Annotated in this window: 18 protein-coding genes and 1 pseudogene; 1 reads left to right on the forward strand and 18 read right to left on the reverse strand. The window is 74.2% G+C overall.

Annotated elements, in window-relative coordinates; translation table 11 throughout:
• Positions 1–58: 58 nt before the first annotated feature.
• The 17 genes and pseudogenes from LG396_RS11250 to nsdA all read right to left on the reverse strand — a co-directional run bounded on the left by LG396_RS11250 (position 59) and on the right by nsdA (position 18638).
• Positions 59–376: a DUF2469 domain-containing protein gene (locus LG396_RS11250; RefSeq protein WP_018839619.1), complete on the reverse strand. Its 318-nt coding sequence runs from the start codon at positions 374–376 to the stop codon at positions 59–61.
• Positions 373–1128, reverse strand: coding sequence for a signal peptidase I (lepB, locus tag LG396_RS11255; RefSeq protein WP_225794641.1), 756 nt, complete (start codon positions 1126–1128; stop codon positions 373–375). Before lepB (LG396_RS11255) ends, LG396_RS11250 begins: the two co-directional genes overlap by 4 nt.
• 267 nt (positions 1129–1395) lie before the next feature.
• Positions 1396–2505, reverse strand: coding sequence for a signal peptidase I (gene lepB / locus LG396_RS11260; RefSeq protein WP_372483488.1), 1110 nt, complete (start codon positions 2503–2505; stop codon positions 1396–1398).
• Positions 2444–3479, reverse strand: a pseudogene (lepB, locus tag LG396_RS11265) (signal peptidase I); the annotation flags it as partial. The pseudogene lepB (LG396_RS11265) and the gene lepB (LG396_RS11260), both read right to left, overlap by 62 nt.
• Positions 3480–3783: 304 nt before the next feature.
• Entirely contained in the window at positions 3784–4506 is a 723-nt protein-coding gene (gene lepB, locus LG396_RS11270; RefSeq protein WP_225794642.1) for a signal peptidase I, read from the reverse strand.
• A gap of 46 nt (positions 4507–4552) precedes the next feature.
• On the reverse strand, positions 4553–4900 hold the full coding sequence (gene rplS / locus LG396_RS11275; protein WP_018839624.1) for a 50S ribosomal protein L19: 348 nt from the start codon (positions 4898–4900) through the stop codon (positions 4553–4555).
• Positions 4901–5034: 134 nt separating this feature from the next.
• Entirely contained in the window at positions 5035–5844 is an 810-nt protein-coding gene (trmD, locus tag LG396_RS11280; protein ID WP_018851025.1) for a tRNA (guanosine(37)-N1)-methyltransferase TrmD, read from the reverse strand.
• On the reverse strand, positions 5841–6434 hold the full coding sequence (gene rimM, locus LG396_RS11285; protein ID WP_130457296.1) for a ribosome maturation factor RimM: 594 nt from the start codon (positions 6432–6434) through the stop codon (positions 5841–5843). The genes trmD and rimM overlap by 4 nt, the downstream gene beginning before the upstream one ends.
• Positions 6435–6599: 165 nt before the next feature.
• Positions 6600–6839: an RNA-binding protein gene (locus LG396_RS11290; RefSeq protein WP_018839627.1), complete on the reverse strand. Its 240-nt coding sequence runs from the start codon at positions 6837–6839 to the stop codon at positions 6600–6602.
• 2 nt (positions 6840–6841) lie between these two features.
• Entirely contained in the window at positions 6842–7339 is a 498-nt protein-coding gene (rpsP, locus tag LG396_RS11295; protein WP_018851027.1) for a 30S ribosomal protein S16, read from the reverse strand.
• A 356-nt stretch (positions 7340–7695) separates the two neighbouring features.
• On the reverse strand, positions 7696–8286 hold the full coding sequence (locus LG396_RS11300) for a hypothetical protein (protein ID WP_018839629.1): 591 nt from the start codon (positions 8284–8286) through the stop codon (positions 7696–7698).
• A gap of 242 nt (positions 8287–8528) precedes the next feature.
• A complete protein-coding gene (proS, locus tag LG396_RS11305; RefSeq protein ID WP_225794643.1) occupies positions 8529–9956 on the reverse strand; it encodes a proline--tRNA ligase in 1428 nt (475 codons plus the stop codon).
• A 77-nt stretch (positions 9957–10033) separates the two neighbouring features.
• Entirely contained in the window at positions 10034–11575 is a 1542-nt protein-coding gene (gene ffh, locus LG396_RS11310; protein ID WP_225794644.1) for a signal recognition particle protein, read from the reverse strand.
• Positions 11576–11674: 99 nt separating this feature from the next.
• Positions 11675–14788: a [protein-PII] uridylyltransferase gene (locus LG396_RS11315; RefSeq protein ID WP_225794645.1), complete on the reverse strand. Its 3114-nt coding sequence runs from the start codon at positions 14786–14788 to the stop codon at positions 11675–11677.
• Between the two features lie 409 nt (positions 14789–15197).
• The gene (locus LG396_RS11320; RefSeq protein WP_018839633.1) at positions 15198–15536 is read right to left on the reverse strand and encodes a P-II family nitrogen regulator; all 339 of its coding nucleotides are present in this window, start codon (positions 15534–15536) and stop codon (positions 15198–15200) included.
• On the reverse strand, positions 15533–16867 hold the full coding sequence (locus tag LG396_RS11325) for an ammonium transporter (RefSeq protein WP_225794646.1): 1335 nt from the start codon (positions 16865–16867) through the stop codon (positions 15533–15535). Before LG396_RS11325 ends, LG396_RS11320 begins: the two co-directional genes overlap by 4 nt.
• Positions 16868–17129: 262 nt before the next feature.
• Positions 17130–18638, reverse strand: coding sequence for a transcriptional repressor NsdA (nsdA, locus tag LG396_RS11330; RefSeq protein ID WP_037743359.1), 1509 nt, complete (start codon positions 18636–18638; stop codon positions 17130–17132).
• 398 nt (positions 18639–19036) lie between these two features.
• Between nsdA and LG396_RS11335 the strand changes: the two genes are divergently transcribed.
• Complete coding sequence (locus LG396_RS11335) at positions 19037–19726, forward strand: bifunctional DNA primase/polymerase (RefSeq protein ID WP_018844678.1); 690 nt, start codon at positions 19037–19039, stop codon at positions 19724–19726.
• A 57-nt stretch (positions 19727–19783) separates the two neighbouring features.
• Here the strand turns inward: LG396_RS11335 and ftsY are convergent, their stop codons facing one another.
• Positions 19784–20998, reverse strand: coding sequence for a signal recognition particle-docking protein FtsY (gene ftsY, locus LG396_RS11340; RefSeq protein WP_225794647.1), 1215 nt, complete (start codon positions 20996–20998; stop codon positions 19784–19786).
• Between the last annotated feature and the right edge of the window lie 53 nt (positions 20999–21051).

The raw sequence follows: 21051 nt of genomic DNA on the forward strand, positions 1-21051 counted from the left end.
GATAACCGGCGGGTTGTGGACAACTCCCTCACCCATGAGGGTGAGGGAGGCGGGGAACTCAGCCGAGGTCGTCGGAGGGCAGCTCCAGGTCGGACTTGCTCAGCTCCTCGATGTTCACATCCTTGAACGTGAGCACCCGCACCTGCTTGACGAAGCGGGCCGGCCGGTACATGTCCCAGACCCAGGCGTCCGCCATGGACACCTCGAAGAACACCTCGCCCTGGACCGAGTGGACCTGCATCTCGTAGTCGTTGGTGAGGTAGAAACGCCGCTCGGTCTCGATCACGTATTTGAACAGACCGACGACGTCGCGGTACTCCCGGTAGAGCTTCAGCTCCATCTCGGTCTCGTACTTCTCGAGGTCCTCGGCGCTCATGGCACGTTCCCCTTCCGCCTGTGCGTGACCCCATTGTGCGTCTCCCGGGCGCGACGGGCCCGGGCATAGCCGGAAACCGGCCCGTAGGCGGCCCCGCCCAGGATCAGCGCCGCCCCGGCGACCACTGCGAACACCAGCATCCGCAGCGGCCCGGGCCCGGAGAGCCCGCCGGGAAGCGCCGCGAAGCCGTCCGGGCGCTCCAGCATGCCCGCACTGCCCAGGGGCCACGCCGTCGCGTCGACCCGGCCCTTGACGGCGTCGCGGGGTATGGCTCCGCCGCCCGATTCGGCCAGGTGGTTGCGGGAGTCGACGGAGTCGCCGCGGTGGTCGCCGAGGAGGAAGATCATCCCCTCCGGCACGGTGGTCGCGGGGAAGTCCTCCTGCGCCGCCCGCTCACCCTCCGTGACGTACGGCTCCGCCACCGGCGTGCCGTCGATCGTCAGCCGCCCCTGCCCGTCGCAGCAGCCGACGGTGTCCCCGCCGACCGCGACGACCCGCTTGACCATCGGCAGGTCGCCCCACGCCGTGTCCTCGAAGACCACGACGTCGCCGCGGCGCACCTCGTCGCCCGAGATCCGCTCGGCCAGCACCCGGTCGCCGGAGGCGACGGTGGGCGCCATGGAGGACGTCGGCACGGTGTACGGCACGTACGCCACGGCTCCCCAGACAAAGCCGCCGAGGAACAGCACGCACCCGGCCGCCACGGCCAGGCCCGACAGCACGTTCCCCTTGCGACCGGCTCCGCTGCTCATGGCCGCACACTACCCAGAGGCCCGCCAGGCAGTCAGCCCGCTCGGTGAACCACCGCGGCCGGCGACGCCGGCCCCCGCCGCAGAACCGCCCCGGGCCCGCAGAACCGCAGGTCAGGCCGATCGCGTACGCGCTGGAGGCCGCCGGCGCCCGACGATCACGTCACCCGGACGGCCCTCTGGGCCCAGACCGCCCGGCGCCGCTCTGCCGCGCCCGCCCCGGCCAGGGGCAGGCACCCGCCCCGGCCGGGGACTGGCGCCCGGCCGGCCTCAGTCGTTCAGGTCCGCCTTGCGGATCAGCCGGCGCCGCCGCCAGAGCACCAGCGGCACCGCGCCCACCAGCCCCAGGGCCGCGGGCGCCGCGCCCGCGGCGGCGTTCAGCCCGGGCTGGTCGAAGGTGCCCGGCACCGGCAGCGTGCCCCAGCGGTCGATCGGCCAGGCCCGCGCGATGGCCCGGCCGACGACCAGGTCCTCGTCGACGAAGCCCTTGTCCGGCGACTTCTCGTGGTAGCGGGAGTCGAGCGAGTCCTGCCGGTGGTCGCCCATCACCCACAGCTTGCCCTCGGGCACCTTCACCGGCCCGAAGTCGTTGTCCTCGCAGGGGGTGTCACCGGGGAAGATGTACGAAGTCTCGTCCAGCGCCTTGCCGTTGACCTTCACCGGGCCGACGCCCTTGCACTCCACGGTGTCCCCGCCGACGGCGATGACGCGCTTGATGAGGTCCTGCTCCTCCGCCGAGGGCATGAGGCCGATGAAGCTCAAGCCCTTCTGGATGCCTTCGAGTACGGGCCCGGAGTCGGACGGCGGCGCCTCGTTCAGCCAGCCGCCCGGGTCGTGGAAGACGACGACCTCGCCGCGCTCCGGCTCGGCGCCGAACCACGGCGTGAGCTTGTCCACCAGCACGCGGTCGCCGACCTGCAGGGTGTTCTGCATGGAGTTGGAGGGGATGGAGAACGCCTGCACCAGGAAGGTCTTGATGATCAGCGCGAGGACCAGCGCGACCAGGATGAGGATCGGCAGCTCCTTCCAGAAGGAGCGCTGCTTCTTCGCACCCGCGTCTGCCGTGCCCGCGCCGTCGTCGTCCCCGCCGCTCCCCGTGCTGCCGCCGTCCGTGCCGTCCCCGCCGCCGTCGCTCATCGCTCCCGCTTCCGTCGCCGCAGGGCCGTCGGGAGCACCGGGCGCCGCGTCCTGCCGGACGTCGCCCTTGGCGAGTGAGGGTCGGTGGGCGTCGTCCCCGGGGGTGTCCGCCGTCGGGCCGTCGGCCGCCTGCTCCGGAGGGCCGCCAGGAGGGCCCGCAGCCGGCTGCTGCGCCCGCCCCTGACCGGGCCGGTCCTCGGGACCTTCGTGACCGGACCGGGCGCTGACTGCCACGTCCCCCACATCCACTCCTCACCTTGCCGCTGCCTGCCCCGGGTCAGGTGCAGGCCCACCACTCCCATAACGAGCGAGAGTTCCGCAGGAGTCGGGAGGGGCTCCATTCGGCCCACTTCTTTCGAGGACACCTTATTCGCCTGCTCGTCCGGGTCCGGAACCGAGGCATAGGTGTCCGGTGAGTCGAATTTGTTCCAGTGGTCGAGCGGCCAGGCGATGGCCATCGCCCTGCCGACGACGTCGTCCTCGGAGATCGTGCCCTGGTACGGACCGTCCAGGTGGTAGCGCGAGTCGGCGGAGTTGGAGCGGTGGTCGCCCATGACGAAGATCCGGCCGTCCGGCACGGTGACGTCGAAGGTCGCCTTCGACGGCTTGTCGCCGGGGTTCAGGTAGGGCTCCACCAGTGCGGTGCCGTTGACCGTGACCCGCCCCGAGTCGTCGCAGCAGACGACCCGGTCGCCGCCGACCGCCACGGCCCGTTTGATCAGATCCTGCTCGTGCTCCGAGGGCAGCAGCCCGATGAACGTCAGCACGTCCTTGGCCTGGGCGATGCCCACCGGGTCGTCGAGGCGGTCCTCCTCGCGGTTGCTGAGCCAGCCGCCGGGGTCCTTGAAGACGACGATGTCGCCGCGCTCCGGCTTCGCTCCGAACCAGGGCGTGAGCTTGTCCACGACGACGCGGTCGCCGATCCGGATCGTCTGCTCCATGGATCCGGAGGGGATGACGAACGCCTGCAGCAGGAAGGTCTTGACGCCCAGCGCGATGAGCATGGCCGCGCCGATGATGAGCGGGATCTCCTTTATCCGCGACCGGGTTCTGCGCCGCCGCGCCCGCTTGGCCGCCTTGCGGCGCTCCGCGCGCCCGCCAGTGCGCGGCGGCGGCTCGCCGCCCCGCCTGCGGGTGCCTTCCGGCTCGCCGCCGTCTCCCGGCTCGTACGGGTCGTCGCCCCCGCCGCCGGGACCGTACGGGTCGCCCTCGCGCCCTCCGCCCGGTCCGTACGGGTCCTCCCCGCCGCCTCCGCCTGCGTAGGGATCCCCGCTGCCGCCGCGTGCGTACGGATCCCTGCCGCCGCCGCGTCCGTACGGGTCCTCACCGGCACCACCGCGCCGATACGGATCCCCGCCGCCGCGTCCGTACGGCTCCTCGCCGCCTCCGCGTGGGTACGGACCTCCCTGCCCGCCACCGGTGCCGTACGCGCCGCCGCCGCCGTGGGGATCGCGGCGCCCCCGCCCGCCTCCCGTGCCGCGCCGGTCCTCCTGACCGCCGCCGCCCGCGTGACGCCCGTGGCTACCCCCCATATCCCGGCCGCCCCAGCGAGCCGACGCGATCCGGCGGCCACCCCCGCCAGTCCGCCCTGCCGATCACCTTGTCCACCGAGACGGTGCCGCCGCCCGGCGACCCGAGGTGGTCGCGGGAGTCGCGGGAGTCGCTGCGGTGGTCGCCCATGACCCACAGCCGGTCCGGCGGCACGATGGTGTCGAACTCGACCAGCGACGGGGCGTCGCCCGGATACAGGTACTCCCGCTCGTCGAGCGGCTCTCCGTTCACCGTCACCCTCCCCCGTGCGTCGCAGCAGGCCACCCGGTCGCCGCCGACACCGATGACGCGCTTGACGTAGTCGGTGCCGTCGGGCTCCGCAAGTCCGGTGGCCGCGCCGGCCTTGCGCAGCAGGCCCGGCACCGGTCCCCCGTCGTCGCCCGCGGCGGCGAAGGTTCCGGAGCCGTCGAAGACGACAACGTCTCCGCGCTCCGGTTCGTCCCCGAACGCGTAAGCGAGCTTGTTGACCAATACCCGGTCACCGGGCTGGAGAACCGGCTCCATGGAACTGCTCGGCACCAGGAACGGCTGGACGACGAAGGCGCTGACGAGCAGCCCGACGACGGTGCAGCCGGCCGCGAAGGCGAAGGCCCAGCGCAGCGGACGGACAAAAGAGGAGCGCGACTTCTCCTCCTGCCCGGACTCCGGGGAGGAGGAGTCGTCGCGCTCCTCGGGCCGCGGCTGAGTGTCCATCGCAGCGAAGCCTAATATGGCGGTTCGCCCGCGTGGACCGGCCGCGTCAGCTCTCGCGCTTCTCCTTGATCTTCGCGGCCTTGCCGCGGAGGTCGCGCAGGTAGTACAGCTTGGCGCGGCGCACCTGGCCGCGGGTCACGAGCTCGATCTTCTCGACGACCGGGGTGTGCACGGGGAAGGTGCGCTCGACGCCGACGCCGAAGCTGACCTTGCGGACCGTGAAGGACTCGCGGACCCCGGCGCCCTGCCGGCGGATGACGACACCCTTGAACTGCTGGACACGGGAGCGGTTGCCCTCGATGACGCGCACGTGCACGTTGACCGTGTCACCGGGCCGGAAGGGCGGTACGTCGTCGCGCAGGGAGGCTGCGTCGACGCTTTCGAGAAGGTTCATGACCGTCTGCTTTCTTCGCCGATGCCACAGGTCATCGACAAGAGTCCGAAGTGGGACGAGGATGCTGCAGCGTCGTACGGGCGTCGTGTCCCCCTGTGGCAGGGGCGCCGCGTCGGACGGCAGGCAGCAGCCGCCTATTCTTCCACGTCGCCGGCCGTACGCCAAAATCGTCCGTCGGGCCCCTCGGTCCAGCCGAGTCCGGCGAGCAGCGCCCTGTCGTGCTTGTCGTACGCGCCCGGGGCGGCCCGTTCGATCAGGTCGGGGCGGACCTCCGCGGTGCGGCGCAGGGCCTCGTCGCGGCGCCAGCGGGCGATGCGGCCGTGGTCGCCGCTGAGCAGGACGTCGGGTACGGGCCGGCCGCGCCAGTCGGGCGGCTTGGTGTAGACGGGGCCTTCGAGGAGGTCGGCCATGGCGCCGGGGGCGAAGGAGTCGTCCTGGTGGGAGGCCGCGTTGCCGAGGACGCCGGGCAGCAGCCGCACGACGGCTTCGGCGATGACGAGGACGGGGGCCTCGCCGCCGGCCAGGACGTAGTCGCCGATGGACACCTCGTGCAGGCGGTAGCGGCCGGCGTACTCCTCGACGAGGCGGCGGTCGATGCCCTCGTAGCGGGCGGGGGCGAAGACCAGCCAGGGCTCGGCGGCCAGTTCCACGGCCAGTTCCTGGGTGAAGGGGCTGCCGCTGGGCGTCGGGACGACGAGCACGGGGTCGCCCGGCCCGGATTCGGCGACGGCGTCGAGGGCGGCGCCCCACGGCTCGGGCTTCATGACCATGCCGGGACCGCCGCCGTAGGGGGTGTCGTCCACGGTGTTGTGCCGGTCGAACGCCCAGTCGCGCAGGTCGTGGACGCGGACGTCGAGCACGCCGCGGTCGATGGCCTTACCGAGAAGCGAGAGCCGCAGGGGCTCCAGGTACGCGGGGAAGATCGAGACGACGTCGATCCTCACGCGGGGCCCTCTCCCCCGCGGCGGTCCTCGGGCCCGTCCCCGCGCCCGTCGTCGGAGCCGCCGTCCCGGCCGCCGCCGGCGGTCACGTCGAGCAGCCCGGGCGGCGGCTCGACGACGACGCGCTGCGCGTCGAGGTCGATCTCGGGCACGATCTCGGTGACGAACGGGATCAGCGCCTCGCCGCCGTCGGGGCGGGCGACGACCAGCAGGTCCTGGTACGGCAGGTGGGCCACCTCCGCGACGCGCCCCACGGGGGTGCCGTCGCGCAGGACGACGTCGAGGTCGGCGAGTTGGTGGTCGTAGTACTCCTCGGGGTCCTCCGGGGTCGCCTCGGGGTCCACGTCGGCGACGAGGAGGATGTTGCGCAGGGCCTCGGCGGCGGTGCGGTCGGCAACGCCCTCGAAGCGCAGCAGCAGCCGGCCGCTGTGGACCCGCCCGGTGGCGATGGTCAGCGGCCCGGCGTCCGCCGGGTCGGTGGTGAGGACGGCGCCGGGGGCGAGCCGCCGCTCGGGCTCGTCGGTGCGTACCTCGACGGTGACCTCGCCCTTGATCCCGTGGGCGCGGCCGATCCGCGCGACTACGAGTTGCACGGGTGCCTTCCTCTTCGTACGTCGTCGGCCGTCACCCGGCGCACGCCGGGCCTCGCGGGCGTACGGGACGCCCCGCCGCCCGGGTACGGCGACGGGCCGGGGCGCCTGCCGGCCTCCCCGGCCCGTGCCGGTGACGACTGCTCCGTCCGTCGGTGCGACGGCGGGTCAGCGGACCTCGTCCACGTCGACGAGGTCGACGCGGATGCCCCGGCCGCCGAGCGCGCCGACGACGGTGCGCAGGGAGCGGGCCGTACGGCCGTTGCGGCCGATGACCTTGCCGAGGTCCTCGGGGTGCACCCGGACCTCCAGCACCCGCCCGCGGCGCAGGTTGCGCGAACTGACCTCGACCTCGTCGGGGTTGTCGACGATGCCCTTCACCAGGTGCTCAAGGGCTTCTTCGAGCATCGTCAGGCCCCGGCGGCCTCGGCCGGCGGGGCCTCGGCGGGCTCGGTGTCGGCCTTCTTCTCGGCCTTGTCAGCCTTGTCGGCCTTGTCGCTCTTCTCGGCCTTCTCAGCCTTGTCGGCCTTCTTCGCCTTGGGGGTCACCGCGCCGCCCTTGGGCTCGTCGGCGGCGTCCTTGGCGGCGGCCTCGAAGAGGGCGCGCTTGTCGGCCTTCGGCTCGGGGACCTTCATCGGCTCGGGCGCCGGCAGGCCCTTGAACTTCTGCCAGTCGCCGGTGACCTTGAGGATGGCCAGCACGGGCTCGGTCGGCTGGGCGCCGACCCCCAGCCAGTACTGCGCACGCTCGGAGTCGACCTCGATGCGCGAGGGGTTCTGGACCGGGTGGTACAGCCCGATCTCCTCGATGGCCCGGCCGTCACGGCGGGTGCGCGAGTCGGCGACGACGATGCGGTAGTGCGGCGACCGGATCTTGCCCAGACGCTTCAGCTTGATCTTGACTGCCACGGGAGTGGTGTCTCCTGGAGTTGACGTGATTGGGCCCACCGAGGTGCTGCGTGGGGTTGCAGAGCCCTGGCGCCCGATGGACGCGTCAGCCGGAGGAGAGAGGGTTCCTGTGCGGCTGTCGAGTTCAGCTCACCATTGTGCCACACGGTCCCGACGCCCCTGCCCGCGCGGTCGCACGCGTCGTACCGCCCGCCGGTGCCCGTGCGGGCATGCCGGTCGGGCGGCTGGGGTGACGTACCCGTATGGGCGGCGCATGCCGTTCAGGCGGCCGCCTCCGCGATCCGGCCGGCGCCGCCGGCGGTCGGCCGGTGTCCGGGCGGGATCGGGGGATCGGGGTCAGGAGCCGGCGGGCCGGGTCAGGCCGCGGCAGCGGCCTCCGGGATGCGGAACGGCTTGCCGCAGCCGCCGCAGACGATCGGGGCCTGGGCCAGGACCGAGGGCACGACGCGGACGTTCCGCCCGCAGTCGCACACGGCCTTCACCCGCACGCCGCCGCCCGACGACCCGTGCCGGGCCGCGGGACCGCGGAAGCTGCGGGGGCTGTCGGCGGCGGTGGCCGCGTCGTGCGCCCGCAGCGCCTTGCGCAGGCGCTCGCCGGCCGCGCGATAGCGCTTCTTGGCCGCCGGGGTGAGGGTGACGAGGGAGAACCCGCTGCTGGGGTGGGGCTCGTCGGGGTGGTCGAGGCCCAGCTCCTCGGCGATGGAGAGGAAGCGTCTGTTGTGGTAACGGCCGGCCCTGGAGGTGTCCCTGACCCCGCGGGCTGCGGCAATGCCGTGTACGGCTTCGTGCAGGAGTCGCTCGAAGGACAGCTCCGCCCCGCAGGCGGACGAGGACTCCCCGATCAGTGATTCCGGCGCGGCGAGGTCCGGCAACTCCGGGTGGTGCCGCTGAATCTCGGCCCACGCGGCTGCCAGCTCCGCGGCAAGTACAAGTGGTGTCGTGCTCACGTCGGGACTAACGAGCGGAGGGCCGGCAGTGTTCCGATTCCCGGCATCCCAAATAATTTGCTCCTACCCGTCAGTTCGCGATGATGCGGTTGGGACCGGGGCGCCTGTGCTGATCTGTGGAGGTCTGCCGTTTAACTGATCAGGTCACAACAAAGCTATACGTGACCGCTTGTGCACCGTCATGCGCCCTTCGCACCGTGCGTCCCGGCCGCGTACTCGTCGGGCGGCCCCCGCCCGGGCGGTCAGTACGCCCGGGCGACGACGGCGAGCGTACCGGGCTCGTCGTCCGCTCCCGGCACCGACCCGTCCGGCCCGATCAGGCAGCGCACCGACACGGCCTGCTCCGCCAGCCGCGCCTCGCCCGCGGGGCCGAGGTCCGCCCACGGGATACGGGCCCAGCCGCCGGCCACCGCCGCCTCGGCCGCTTCCGCGACCGTACGCACGTCCGTCGTCCGCTCCTCACGCATTCGACGTGACTCGGCGAGCAACCGTTCCTGATCCTCTTCGAGAATCTTCGGCAGCATGCCGGCCCGCTCGTCGAGCAGGGCGTCGAGCGCCACCGGCTCCTTGGTGCCGGGCACGCGCCGGACGAGCGTCGCGGTGCCGGCGGCCAGGTCGCGCGGGCCGATCTCGATCCGTACGGGCACGCCCTTCAGCTCCCAGTCCACGGCCCGCCGCCCGAAGGGGACGTCGACGCGGTCGTCCACCCTGACCCGCACCCCGGCGGCGGCCAGCCTGTCGCCGGCCTCGCGCACCTTGGCGAGCACGGCCTCGTCGCCCTTCACGGCCAGCACCACGGCCTGCACGGCCGCCAGCCGCGGCGGGACGCGCAGCCCGTCGTCGTCGCCGTGCACCATGATCACGCCGCCGACCATGCGGGTCGTGGAGCCCCAGGAGGTCTGCCAGACGTGCTCGCGGGTGCCGTCCGCGGCCAGGTACTGCGTGCCGAAGGCCTTCGCGAAGTTCTGGCCCAGCTCGTGGCTGGTGCCCATCTGCAGTGCTTTGCCATCGCGCATCATCGCTTCGAGCGTGAGGGTGTTGAGGGCGCCGGCGAACCGCTCGGCGGCGGTCTTGCGCCCGGGGAGCACGTCGATCGCCAGCACGTTCACCATGAAGTCGGCGTAGACCTCGCGCTGGATACGGGCCGCGTAGTCCCTGGCCTCCTCGTACGTGGCGTGGGCGGTGTGCCCCTCCTGCCACAGGAACTCCGTCGTCCGCAGGAACACCCGCGGGCGCAGCTCCCAGCGCACCACGTTGGCCCACTGGTTGATGAGCAGCGGCAGGTCGCGGTAGCTCTGCACCCACTTGGCGAAGTAGTCGTTGACGATGGTCTCGGAGGTGGGCCGGACGACGACCGGCTCCTCCAGCTCCTTGCCGCCGCCGTGGGTGACGACGGCCAGCTCGGGCGCGAAGCCCTCGACGTGCTCGGCCTCCCTGGCCAGGTAGGACTGCGGGATGAGGAGTGGGAAGTACGCGTTCTGCGCGCCCGCCGCCTTGATCCGGTCGTCCATCTCCCGCTGCGTGCGCTCCCACAGCCCGTACCCGTACGGTCGGATGACCATCGTGCCGCGCACCGGGCCGTTCTCGGCCAGCTCGGCCTTGGCGATGAGGTCCTGGTACCAGCGCGGGAAGTCGTCCGCCTGGGGAGTGAGCACGGGTGCCTTTGCCATGGCGCAGATCGTAAGGGCTCACCGCGGGCCGCTGGTACTCGTTTTCGAGGACGCCCGCGGCCCGCCGGCCGCCGCCGTCACAGCAGCTTCTTGAACTCCTCCGGCAGCTCGAAGTCCTGCGGCGGCTGCTCGGCGCCGCCGCCGAACGGGCTGCCCGCGGCCCGGCGCTCGGCCGCGGCCTGCTCGTCGGCCTTGCGCTTCATCGGATTGCCGCTGCGCTGGCGCCCCTTGGCCTTCTTCTGCTGCTTGCCCTTGCGCTTGCCGCCGCCCGCGCCCGGCATCCCGGGCATGCCGGGCATCCCCGGCATGCCGCCGCCCTGGGCCATCTTCGACATCATCTTGCGCGCCTCGAAGAACCGCTCCACCAGGTTCTTCACGGCGCTGACCTCGACGCCCGAGCCGCGCGCGATACGGGCCCGGCGGGAGCCGTTGATGATCATCGGGTCGTGGCGCTCGCCCGGCGTCATCGACTTGATGATCGCGGCGGTGCGGTCCACGTCCCGCTCGTCGAGGTTGTTGATCTGCTCCTTCATCTGGCCCATGCCGGGCATCATGCCGAGCAGCTTGGAGATGGAGCCCATCTTGCGGACCTGCTCCATCTGCGCCAGGAAGTCGTCGAGCGTGAACTCCTTCGGCCCCTTCGCCAGCTTGGCCGCCATCTTCTCGGCCTCTTGCTGGGTGAAGGTCTGCTCGGCCTTCTCGATCAGCGACAGCATGTCGCCCATGCCGAGGATGCGGGACGCCATGCGGTCCGGGTGGAACGCGTCGAAGTCGTCCAGCTTCTCGCCGTTGGAGGCGAACATGATCTGCTTGCCGGTGACCTGCGCGATCGACAGCGCGGCGCCGCCGCGGGCATCGCCGTCGAGCTTGGAGAGCACGACGCCGTCGAAGCCGACGCCGTCGCGGAACGACTCCGCCGTGCTGACGGCGTCCTGGCCGATCATCGCGTCGACGACGAAGAGGATCTCGTCGGGGCCGACCGCGTCGCGGATGTCGGCGGCCTGCTGCATCATCTCGGCGTCGACGCCGAGGCGGCCGGCGGTGTCGACGATCACCACGTCGTACTGCTTGTCGCGGGCGTGGGCGATCGAGTCCTTCGCGACCCGGACCGGGTCGCCGACGCCGTTGCCCGGCTCGGGGGCGAAGACGGCGACGGCCGCGCGCTCGCCGACGACCTGCAACTGGTTGACGGCGTTGGGGCGCTGGAGGTCGGCGGCGACGAGCAGGGGCGTGTGCCCCTGGCCCGCCAGCCACTTGCCGAGCTTGCCGGCCAGGGTCGTCTTGCCCGCGCCCTGGAGGCCCGCGAGCATGATCACGGTCGGCGGGGTCTTGGCGAACCGGAGCCTGCGGGTCTCGCCGCCGAGGATGCCGACGAGCTCCTCGTTGACGATCTTGATGACCTGCTGGGCGGGGTTGAGCGCCTGGGAGACCTCGGCGCCGGCCGCGCGCTCCTTGACCTGCTTGATGAAGGCCCGTACGACGGGCAGCGCGACATCCGCCTCCAGCAGGGCGACGCGGATCTCCCGCGCGGTGGCGTCGATGTCCGCCTCGGACAGCCGGCCTTTCCCACGGAGGGTCTTGAAGGTCGCTGCTAGGCGGTCGGAGAGCGTATCGAACACGGCGTTCGCGATTCCTTGGCTCGGGTGGTGAGGCGGTGTCGGCTCCCCAGGGTATCCGCCCGGCGGCGCGCGCGGACCGGCGGTGCGCGGACGCCCGGATCAGACCAGCGCGGACTGGAGCCGCCGGGCCAGCTCCTCGGCGTCGCGGTCGGCGAGCGGGCGGCCGGCGGGGTCGGTGACGTAGAAGGCGTCCACGGCGTTGGCGCCCAGGGTGCTGACGTACGCGCCGCGCACCCGCACGCCGGGCGCCTCCAGCGCGCGGCCGATGCGGTGCAGCAGGCCGGGGGCGTCCTGGGCGCGGACCTCGATGACGGTGGCGAACCGGGAGCTGCCGTGGGCGACGGCCACGCGGGGCGGCGGCGCGGGGGCGGCGCGGCGGCGGGGGCGGTACGCCTTCTCCCGCTCGGCGAGGCGGGCGGGGACGTCGAGGGTGCCGTCGAGGACGCGCACGAGGTCGGCGCGGAGGCGGTCGGCGGCGGGGAGGGAGCCGAACTCGGCGGCGACGCGCCAGGTGAGGAGGAGGACGTGGGGGACAGCAGCGTCGTCGGGGCCGTCGGGGCCGTCGGCGGCGGGCTCGGACCGGTCCGGGGCGGGGCTGCCGGGGGCGGGGGCAGCCGGGGCGGTGGTGTTCGCGGTGTCCGGTGCGCCCGCCTCCGTCGCGGGTACGGCGGATTCGCCGGCCACGCCCGGGGGCAGCCGCAGGGGGCGCAGCTCCGCGGTGCGTACGGTCAGCCGGTGCAGCGCCAGTACGCCCGCGAGTGCGGCCAGCGCGTCGGGGCGGTCGGGGACGGCCACGAGCAGCTCCACGCCCAGCGGCAGGGTGCCGCCCTGCTCCGTACCTGCCGCGCCTGACGCCTCCCCGGCCGCCGCACCCGCCGCCGCGGGCTCCCCCGCCGCGGGCGGCGGCTGCTCGGTCCTGGCGCGCATCGTCAGCGCCGGTGCGCGCGTACGCCACGCCTCGACCGCAAGCCGCTCCTCCGCCGCCCCCGGCGTCCGCCCGGGCCGCTCCCCCGCCGCCGCCCCGGCCGGCCCGCCGGCCAGCGCGGCGTCGACCCGCCGCGCCAGGTCGGCGACCAGCGAGGCCCGCCAGGCGCTCCACGCCGCCGGGCCGGTGGCCAGCGCGTCGGCCTCGGTGAGCGCGTGCAGCAGCTCCAGCGTGCCGCGGTCGCCGACGGCGTCGGCCACGAGGCGTACGGTCGCGGGGTCGTCCAGGTCGCGGCGGGTGGCGGTCTCGACGAGCAGCAGGTGGTGGCGGACGAGGGCGGCCAGGACGCCGGCGTCGGCGGGCGGGAAGCCGATGCGCCGGGCCATGTCGCGGGCGATGGTCTCGCCGGTGGCGCTGTGCCCGCCCGGGCCGTCCGGCCAGCCCTTGCCGATGTCGTGCAGCAGCGCGGCGACAAGCAGCAGGTCCGGCCGGCCCACGCGGCGGGTGAGCGCCGCGGCCCGTACCGCGCTCTCCACGAGGTGGCGGTCGACGGTCCAGCGGTGCACGGCGTTGCGCTGGGGCCGGCAGCGCACCCGCTCCCAGTCGGGCAGCAGCCGCGTGATGAAGCCCTCCGCCTCCAGGCTCTCCCACACCGGCACCGTGGCCTCGCCGGCGCCGAGCAGCGTGACGAGCTGCTCGCGCGCCTCGTCCGGCCACGGCACGGGCAGCGGCGGCGCCTGCGCGGCCAGCAGCCGGACGGCGTGCAGCGACAGCGGCAGCCCCGCCTGCGCGGCGGCGGCAGCGGCGCGCAGCGGCAGCACGGGGTCGCGGGCGGGCCGGGCCGTACGGGCGAGGACGACCTCGCCGTCCTGCTCGACGACGCCGTCGGCGAGGGGGGTGCGCGCGGCGGGGCCGCGCTGGCCGGAGCCGATGAGGCTCCGCAGCCGGGCGGCGCCGCGGCGGCCGCCGCGGGCGCGCAGGACGCGGTCGACCTCGCGCCAGGTGACGTCGGTGGCGTACGCGAGGGTGCGCGCGGCCTCGTAGACCTCGCGCAGCAGCGTGTCGGCGTCGAGCAGGCCGAGGGCGGCGGCGACCTGGTCCTGCTCCTGCAGCGCGAGGCGGTCGGTGGCGCGGCCGGTGGTCAGGTGCAGTACGTCGCGGGTGTCGAGGAGCCGGACGCGGGCGCGGTCCAGGCCCTCGCGGGGTGCGTCGGCGAGCCAGGAGGCGGCGACGGCACGCAGGGCGGTGGCGTCGCGGAGGCCGCCGCGGGCCTCCTTGAGGTCCGGCTCCAGCAGGAACTGCAGCTCCCCGTGGCGCTCGGCCCGCTCGCAGCCCAGCTCGCGCAGCTCGGGCAGGCGGCGGGCGGCGCGGTTGCGCCAGTCGGCGAAGACGGCGGTGCGCAGCGCGGAGGTGAGGGCCGCGTCGCCGGCGACGTGGCGGGCGTCGAGCAGGCCGAGGGTGACCTTGAGGTCGTCGCCGGCGGTCTTGAGCGCCTCGGCGGGGGTGCGTACGGAGTGGTCGAGGGCCAGGCCCATGTCCCAGACCGGGTACCAGAGGCGGTCGGCGAGGGCGGCCAGGGCGGCGGGCTTGAGGGAGCCGTCGTGGAGGAGGAGCAGGTCGAGGTCGCTGCGGGGGGACAGCTCACCGCGCCCGTAGCCGCCGACGGCGACGAGCGCGACGCCCCGGGTACCGCGGGGTCCGCGGACGTCGCCGGGGGCGAGGGTGCGGCGGGCGTCGCGGGCGTCAGCGGCACCGCGGATGCGGCGGGCGTCGCCGCTTTCGTGGTGTGCGCCGTCGCCGGCGGGTGGCAGGGGTCCCCGTACGCCGCCGGAGGGGCCGGGCTCGCGTTCGTTCGCCCCGGGGGCGCCGCCGGTGGCCCCGTGGAGCAGGCCGGCGAGCCACCGGTCCGTGGCCCGCGCCAGCGCGGCCCGCCGCGCCGCGCCGCCCTCGGCGCCGAGCAGCCGCACGCGCGCCGCGGCGTACGCCTCCTCGGCCAGCGGCGCGTCGGGGTCACCGGCCTCCGGTACGGAGTACGCGGCAGGGCCCGCCGGTTCCCCGCCGTGCGGACCGTCCGGCGGTACGGACCCGGCCGCAGCCGCGCCGCCTGCACTGCGCCCCGCAACGGGGCCGTCCGGCCTCGTACCGGCCGCCGCCGGGCCCGTGCCCTCGGGTGTGGCGGCCCCGGCGAGGCCCTCGGCCGCGGGCCCTCCCGTCGCGGTGTCCGCGCCCGGGACCTGCCGGGACCCGCCGGGTGTCCCGGCGCCGGCTCGCGCCGCGGACGCGGGCACGCCCGGGCCGCCGGGTGTGCCGGCCCCGGCTGGTCCCCCGGCTGCCACACCCGCGGGACCGCCCGTCGCGACGCCCGCGCCCCGCCGGGCCCCGCCGGGTGTTCCGGCGGCAGCCCGCGCCGCGGACGCGGACCCTGCGCCGGGCCCCGCACGCTCGCCCGGTCCCTCGGGTGCCGCCTCGGCGGACTCGGCCGGCACCGTTGCCCGCCCGGCAGGGCCGCCCGGAGCCGCCCCCCGTGAGGGGCCCCGGGGGCCCGTCCCGGTGGCGGGCTCCCCCGGCTTCCCGCCCGTGTGTCCCCCCGGCTGCTGTCCGGTCTCCGTCACCCGCGTACTCCCGCCAGTTGGTACGCCCACGGCCGGCCCGCCTCCTCGCGGGCCCGGCCGTGGGCGGGGGTCGCCGACCGCCAGGTCAGAGCGCGTCCGGGCCGCGCTCGCCCGTGCGGACCCGTACCGCCGTGTCCACCGGGACGCTCCACACCTTGCCGTCGCCGATCTTGCCCGTCCGCGCCGCCTTCACCACGACCTCCACCAACTGCTCGGCGTCGTCGTCCTCCACCAGCACCTCGATACGCACCTTCGGCACGAGGTCCACGGTGTACTCCGCGCCCCGGTACACCTCGGTGTGGCCGCGCTGCCTGCCGTAACCGCTGGCCTCCGTGACCGTCAGCCCGTGGACGCCGAAGGCCTGGAGGGCCTCCTTCACCTCGTCCAGCCGGTGCGGCTTGATCACTGCCGTGATGAGCTTCACGCGTCCACCCTCTTGTCCGCGGCCGCGGCCGCCGTCTCCCTGTCCGTGCCCGGCACCTGGCCGCCCGCCGGCCCCGGCACCGGCGCCGCGGCCACCGCCGCCGAGCCCACGCCGCTGAAGTCGTACGCGCTCTCCGCGTGCTGCGACCTGTCGACGCCCGCGAGTTCCTCGTCCTCGCCGACCCGGAAGCCCACCAGCCGGTCGATGCCCTTGGCAAGCAGCCACGTGACGGCGAACGTGTACACGAGCACCACGCCCGCGCCCGCCGCCTGCCGGCCGAGCTGCTCCAGCCCGCCGCCGTAGAACAGGCCGATCTCGTCGATGGCGAAGAAGCCGATCGCGAGCGTGCCGATGATCCCGCCGACGAGGTGGACGCCGACGACGTCGAGCGAGTCGTCGTAGCCCAGCTTGTACTTCAGGCCCACGGCCCAGGCGCAGCCGACCCCGGCGATGATCCCCACGGCCAGCGCGCCCACGGCGTTGACGGACGCGCCGGAGGGGGTGATCGCCACCAGGCCGGCGATGGCGCCGGACGCGGCGCCGAGCATGGTGACGGAGCCGTGCCGCACCTTCTCGTAGATGAGCCAGCCGACGACCGCGGCGCCGGTGGCGACCTGGGTGTTCAGGAGCATCGTCGCGGCGACGCCGTCGGCGGCCAGCTCGGAGCCGGCGTTGAAGCCGAACCAGCCGAACCACAGCAGCGCGGCGCCCAGCAGCACGAAGGGCAGGTTGTGCGGCCGCATCGGGTCCTTCTTGAAGCCGATGCGCTTCCCCACGACGAGCACGGCGGCCAGCGCCGCGATGCCCGCGTTGATGTGCACGGCGGTGCCGCCCGCGAAGTCGATGGCCTTGATGTCGCCGTTGAGCCCGATGAAGCCGTCGGGGCCCCAGACCCAGTGCGCGACGGGGAAGTAGACGATCGTGACCCACAGGGCGATGAACAGCGCCCAGGCGGTGAACTTCACCCGGTCCGCGAGGGCGCCGCTGATGAGGGCGGGGGTGATGATGGCGAACATCAGCTGGAAGGCGGCGAACGCCAGCACCGGGATGCCCTCGTCGCCCCCCGTCAGCGTCTCGGGGGTGATCCCGGCCATCCCGACGTGGTCGAGGTCGCCGAGGATGCCTCCGCCGATGTCGTCGCCGAAGGTGAGGCTGTAGCCGTAGAGCACCCACAGGATGCTGACGATCCCGAGCGAGATGAAGCTCATCATCAGCATGTTCAGGGTGCTTTTGACCCGCACCATGCCCCCGTAGAAGAAGGCAAGACCGGGCGTCATCAACATGACCAGCGCCGCGCTGATCAGTACGAATGCGGTATCGGCGCCATTCAACGTCGCGTCTCCTCCTCGTGTGGCCCGTGCGGCCCGAGCGGGCTGAATCGGTGCGGGCCGGAATGCGCACGAGGCTGGCGCAGCGGGGTTTCCGCCACCGCCCCCCGGTGTTTCGGGAAGGTGACGAAGGCCACGGAGGTGTTACGGCACGGTGAAATTCCAGCGGGCGCGGGCGGGCCCCGTTACTCTCAGCCGGACCAGGGGGCGGCCCGTCCGGGGGACGGGCCAGGGTGACCGGGTGCCGGGGAAGCCGCGGGCGGGATCAGCCGGCGGCTTCCACGGTCTCGGGCAGCTCGCGGGCGAGCCGGTCGGCCAGGTCGGCGACCTCGCCCACGGCGCCGTACCGGCGCACGGCGGTGTCGACGGTCTTCCGCAGCCGGGTGTTGACCCGCTCGGAGCGCACCTGGCCGGCGACGGTCAGCGCCTCGCCGGCGCACAGGGCGCACTGCTCGGGCTCCTCCTCCAGCAGGTGGACGGTGGCCAGGCCGACGAGGTTCAGCGCGTACGAGCGGCGGCGTTCGGCGTCGGCGGCGAACAGCTCGACGGCGCGCGCCATCACGGGGCGGGCGAGGGCGGCGTAGGTGGGGCTGCGGCCGGCGACGTAGGCGAGGTCCCGGTAGGAGTGGGCGTTCTCGCTGTTCAGTTCGGCCTCGGAGAAGAAGCGGATCCAGTCGGGCTCGGGGCTGCCCGGGTCGATCTCGGTGAAGTAGTCCTGGGCCATGCGTACGGCCCGGTGGCAGCGGTCGGGGCGGCCGAGGTTGGCGTACGCGCGTGCCTCCATCGCATACAGCATCGACTGTGTACGGGCGGTGGCGCTGTCGCGGCTGCCGTACTGCGCGAGGTGGATCAGCTCCAGGGCGTCGTCGGCGCGGCCGAGGTGGATCATCTGGCGGGCCATGCTGGACAGGACGTACGCGCCGAGGGGGCGGTCGCCGGCTTCCTTGGCGGCGTGCAGGGCGAGGACGAAGTACTTCTGGGCGGTGGGCTGGAGGCCCACGTCGTAGCTCATCCAGCCGCCGAGCTGGGAGAGTTCCGCGGTGATGCGGAACAGCCGCTCGGCGACCGCGGGCGGGTGCGGCTCCTGCAGCAGGTCGGTGATCTCGTGCAGCTGCCCGACGACGGCCTTGCGGCGCAGCCCGCCGCCGCACTGGGCGTCCCACTGGCGGAACTTGGCGGTGGTGGTCTCCAGCAGCGCCAGCTCGGGGCCGGAGAGGGCGGAGGGCGGAGGGCCGCCGGGCGCGGCGGCGGCTGCGGGGGCCGCGGGGCCGCCGGGGGCCGGCGGGGGCGCCAGCCAGCGCTGCATGGGCTCGACGAGGACGGGGCCGGCGGCGACGTTCAGGGAGGTGCCGAGGAAGCCGCGGCGGGCGAGCATGAGGTCGCTGCGGGAGAACTCGCTGATCTGCTCGACCGTTTCGGCGGCGTTCCACGGCAGGTCGATGCCGGAGACGGCGGGGCGGGGGCGGGCGGCGTGCAGCCCGAGCTGGTCGACGCCGACGACGCAGCCGAACCGCTCGGAGAACAGGTCGGCGAGGATCCGCGGGATCGGCTCGCGCGGCTGCTCGCCGTCGAGCCAGCGGCGGACCCGGGAGGTGTCGGTGCTGATGTGGTGCGCGCCGAGCTGGCGGGCCCGGCGGTTGACCTGTCTGGCCAGCTCGCCCTTGGACCAGCCGCTGCGCAGGAACCAGGAAGTCAGCTCTTCGTTGGGCCCCTTGCCCGCCCCGGTGGCACCGGTCCGGCTGCCGCCCGTGCCGTCCAACTCCAACGCCCCCATCCCGCCTCGGCCGTCGTGGTGCCCCGGATTATCCCCGGAACCGAAGCCCCCGAAGCCCGGTGGGAATTTCCTGCCGTTGGCATATCCACATGTCGCATGCCGCCGCCGCCAGCACTGAAAGTAATCCTACGATCACCGTTTCGCGAGCGGGATCCCGAAAACGCCACCATTCGCCACCCCTACGAGTGAACACCGCACGGGAGACAGGAGGTTGACTTGGCGAGGACGACTCCGCAGCGGGCGAGGTGACGCCGGCAGGGCGCACGCCACGGGTCACGCTACCCCCTGGCGCGCCAGCACACCCCGAATACACCTCCCGGCGACACTGTGTTACCAGCAGACTGCTGTGAGTGAGAAGGCGGAGTAACCAACCGCACCGGCGAGCAGTTGGAGGGGGCATGGGTTTCACGATCGGCGGCATCCGCGGCCGACGCGACGTCGGATCCGTCCGCCGCGCCCGTACGTCCGCCGGACACGCGGTGACGGCGGTGGCGGAGTACACCGGGCTGTGGGGCTGGGACGTGCTGCCCGGCGCGCCCCTCGTGCGCTCCCCCGGCGGCGGGCGCGGCTGCTCCTGCCCGCGGGGCGCCGCCTGCCCCGTACCCGGCGAGCACCCGCTGCCGGATGCCCGCCCCGTCCCCGCCGGCACCCCGCTGGACGAGGTGACCGACGCCTGGGCGGGTGCGCCGGGGGCCGCCGTGCTGCTGCCGGTGGGCCGGTCGTTCGACGCCCTGGAGGTCAGCGCCGCCGCCGGGCGGCGGGCGCTGCCCCGGCTGGAGCGCCTCGGGCTGCCGCTCGGCCCCGTCAGCGTCGCCCCGGACGGGCGGGCGCACTTCTTCGTCGCGCCCGGCGCCGCCGCCGAGCTGCCCCGGCTGCTGTACCGCATGGGCTGGGACGGCACCCGGCTCGACCTGCGCTGCCTGGGCCGGGGCGACCACCTCCTCGCCCCGCCCTGCGATCTGCGCGGCCTCGGCCCGGTGCGCTGGCTGCGCCCGCCGACGCTGGACACGGCGGGCGGCCCGCCGCCGGCCCGGCTGCTGCTGGGCACGCTGGCGTACGCGCAGAGCGCCTGGCTGCGCTCGGGCTGACGGCCGGGTTCGCCCGCCGAAGCGCCCCGGTCCGCCGGGGCGCTCTCGGCAGGCGGCTCAGTCGCCGATCAGCGCGTCCACGAACGCCTCGGGCTCGAACGGCGCCAGGTCGTCCGCGCCCTCGCCCAGGCCCACCAGCTTGACCGGCACGCCCAGCTCCCGCTGCACCGCGATCACGATGCCGCCCTTGGCCGTGCCGTCCAGCTTCGTCAGCACCAGCCCGGTGATGTCCACGACCTCCGCGAAGACCCGCGCCTGCACCAGGCCGTTCTGCCCGGTCGTGGCGTCCAGCACGAGGAGCACCTCGCCGACCGGCCCGTGCTTCTCCACCACCCGCTTGACCTTGCCCAGCTCGTCCATGAGCCCGGTCTTGGTGTGCAGCCGCCCGGCGGTGTCGATGAGCGCCACGTCAGCGCCCTCGTCGATGGCCTCCTTCACCGCGTCGTACGCGACGGACGCCGGATCCCCGCCCTCCGGACCGCGTACGGTGCGGGCGCCGACCCGCTCCCCCCACGTCTGCAGCTGGTCCGCGGCGGCGGCCCGGAAGGTGTCCGCGGCGCCCAGCACCACGGACTTGCCGTCGGCGACCAGCACCCGGGCGAGCTTGCCGGTGGTCGTGGTCTTGCCGGTGCCGTTCACGCCGACGACCAGCACGATGCCCGGCACCTCGGCGCCCTCGGGGCCGACGGACTCGGCGGTGTCCAGCGTCCGGTCGGCCTCCGTGCCGACGAGCGCGAGCAGTTCCTCGCGCAGCAGCGCGCGCAGTTCCTCGGGCGTGCGCGTACCGAGGACCTTCACGCGCTCGCGCAGCCGCTCCACCAGCTCCTGCGTCGGCTGCACGCCGACGTCGGCGGTCAGCAGCGTGTCCTCGATCTCCTCCCAGGTGTCCTCGTCGAGGTGTTCGCGGGAGAGGAGGCCGAGCAGGCCCTTGCCGAGGGAGTTCTGCGAGCGGGCCAGCCGGGCGCGCAGCCGTACGAGCCGGCCCGCCGCGGGCGCGGGGACCTCCAGCTCCGGCGCCGCGGGCGGCGGCGGCTCGGCGACGACGGTGCCGGCGGCGGCCTCGGGCTCGCCGGGCAGGTCCACCTCCTCGATGGTCCTGCGCTGCTCGTCGCCGGGCTCCCCCGCTTCCTCGCCGACCTGCGGCTCTGCGGGGGTCCGGGGGGCGGGCGGCGGCGGGGGTACCTGCTTCCGGCGGCGGGAGCCGACGACCAGGCCGCCCGCGGCGAGGACTGCGACGACGGCGATGGCGATGACGATGACGATGATGTCCATAACGCCCACCAGTATCGCCCGCCCGCGCCGTGTTCGCGGCACCCCGCCCGCTT

Source organism: Streptomyces aculeolatus (genome assembly GCF_020400605.1).
Classification (GTDB): Bacteria; Actinomycetota; Actinomycetes; order Streptomycetales; family Streptomycetaceae; genus Streptomyces; species Streptomyces aculeolatus.

Bases quoted from the DNA above. Each gene is read 5' to 3' on its own strand.
- rplS (WP_018839624.1), bottom strand. From the start codon at position 4,900: ATGAACCTTCTCGAAAGCGTCGACGCAGCCTCCCTGCGCGACGACGTA.
- nsdA (WP_037743359.1), bottom strand. From the start codon at position 18,638: ATGGGGGCGTTGGAGTTGGACGGCACGGGCGGCAGCCGGACCGGTGCC.
- LG396_RS11250 (WP_018839619.1), bottom strand. From the start codon at position 376: ATGAGCGCCGAGGACCTCGAGAAGTACGAGACCGAGATGGAGCTGAAG.
- lepB (WP_225794642.1), bottom strand. From the start codon at position 4,506: ATGGACACTCAGCCGCGGCCCGAGGAGCGCGACGACTCCTCCTCCCCG.
- LG396_RS11335 (WP_018844678.1), top strand. From the start codon at position 19,037: ATGGGTTTCACGATCGGCGGCATCCGCGGCCGACGCGACGTCGGATCC.
- ftsY (WP_225794647.1), bottom strand. From the start codon at position 20,998: ATGGACATCATCGTCATCGTCATCGCCATCGCCGTCGTCGCAGTCCTC.
- LG396_RS11290 (WP_018839627.1), bottom strand. From the start codon at position 6,839: ATGCTCGAAGAAGCCCTTGAGCACCTGGTGAAGGGCATCGTCGACAAC.
- proS (WP_225794643.1), bottom strand. From the start codon at position 9,956: ATGGCAAAGGCACCCGTGCTCACTCCCCAGGCGGACGACTTCCCGCGC.
- lepB (WP_225794641.1), bottom strand. From the start codon at position 1,128: ATGAGCAGCGGAGCCGGTCGCAAGGGGAACGTGCTGTCGGGCCTGGCC.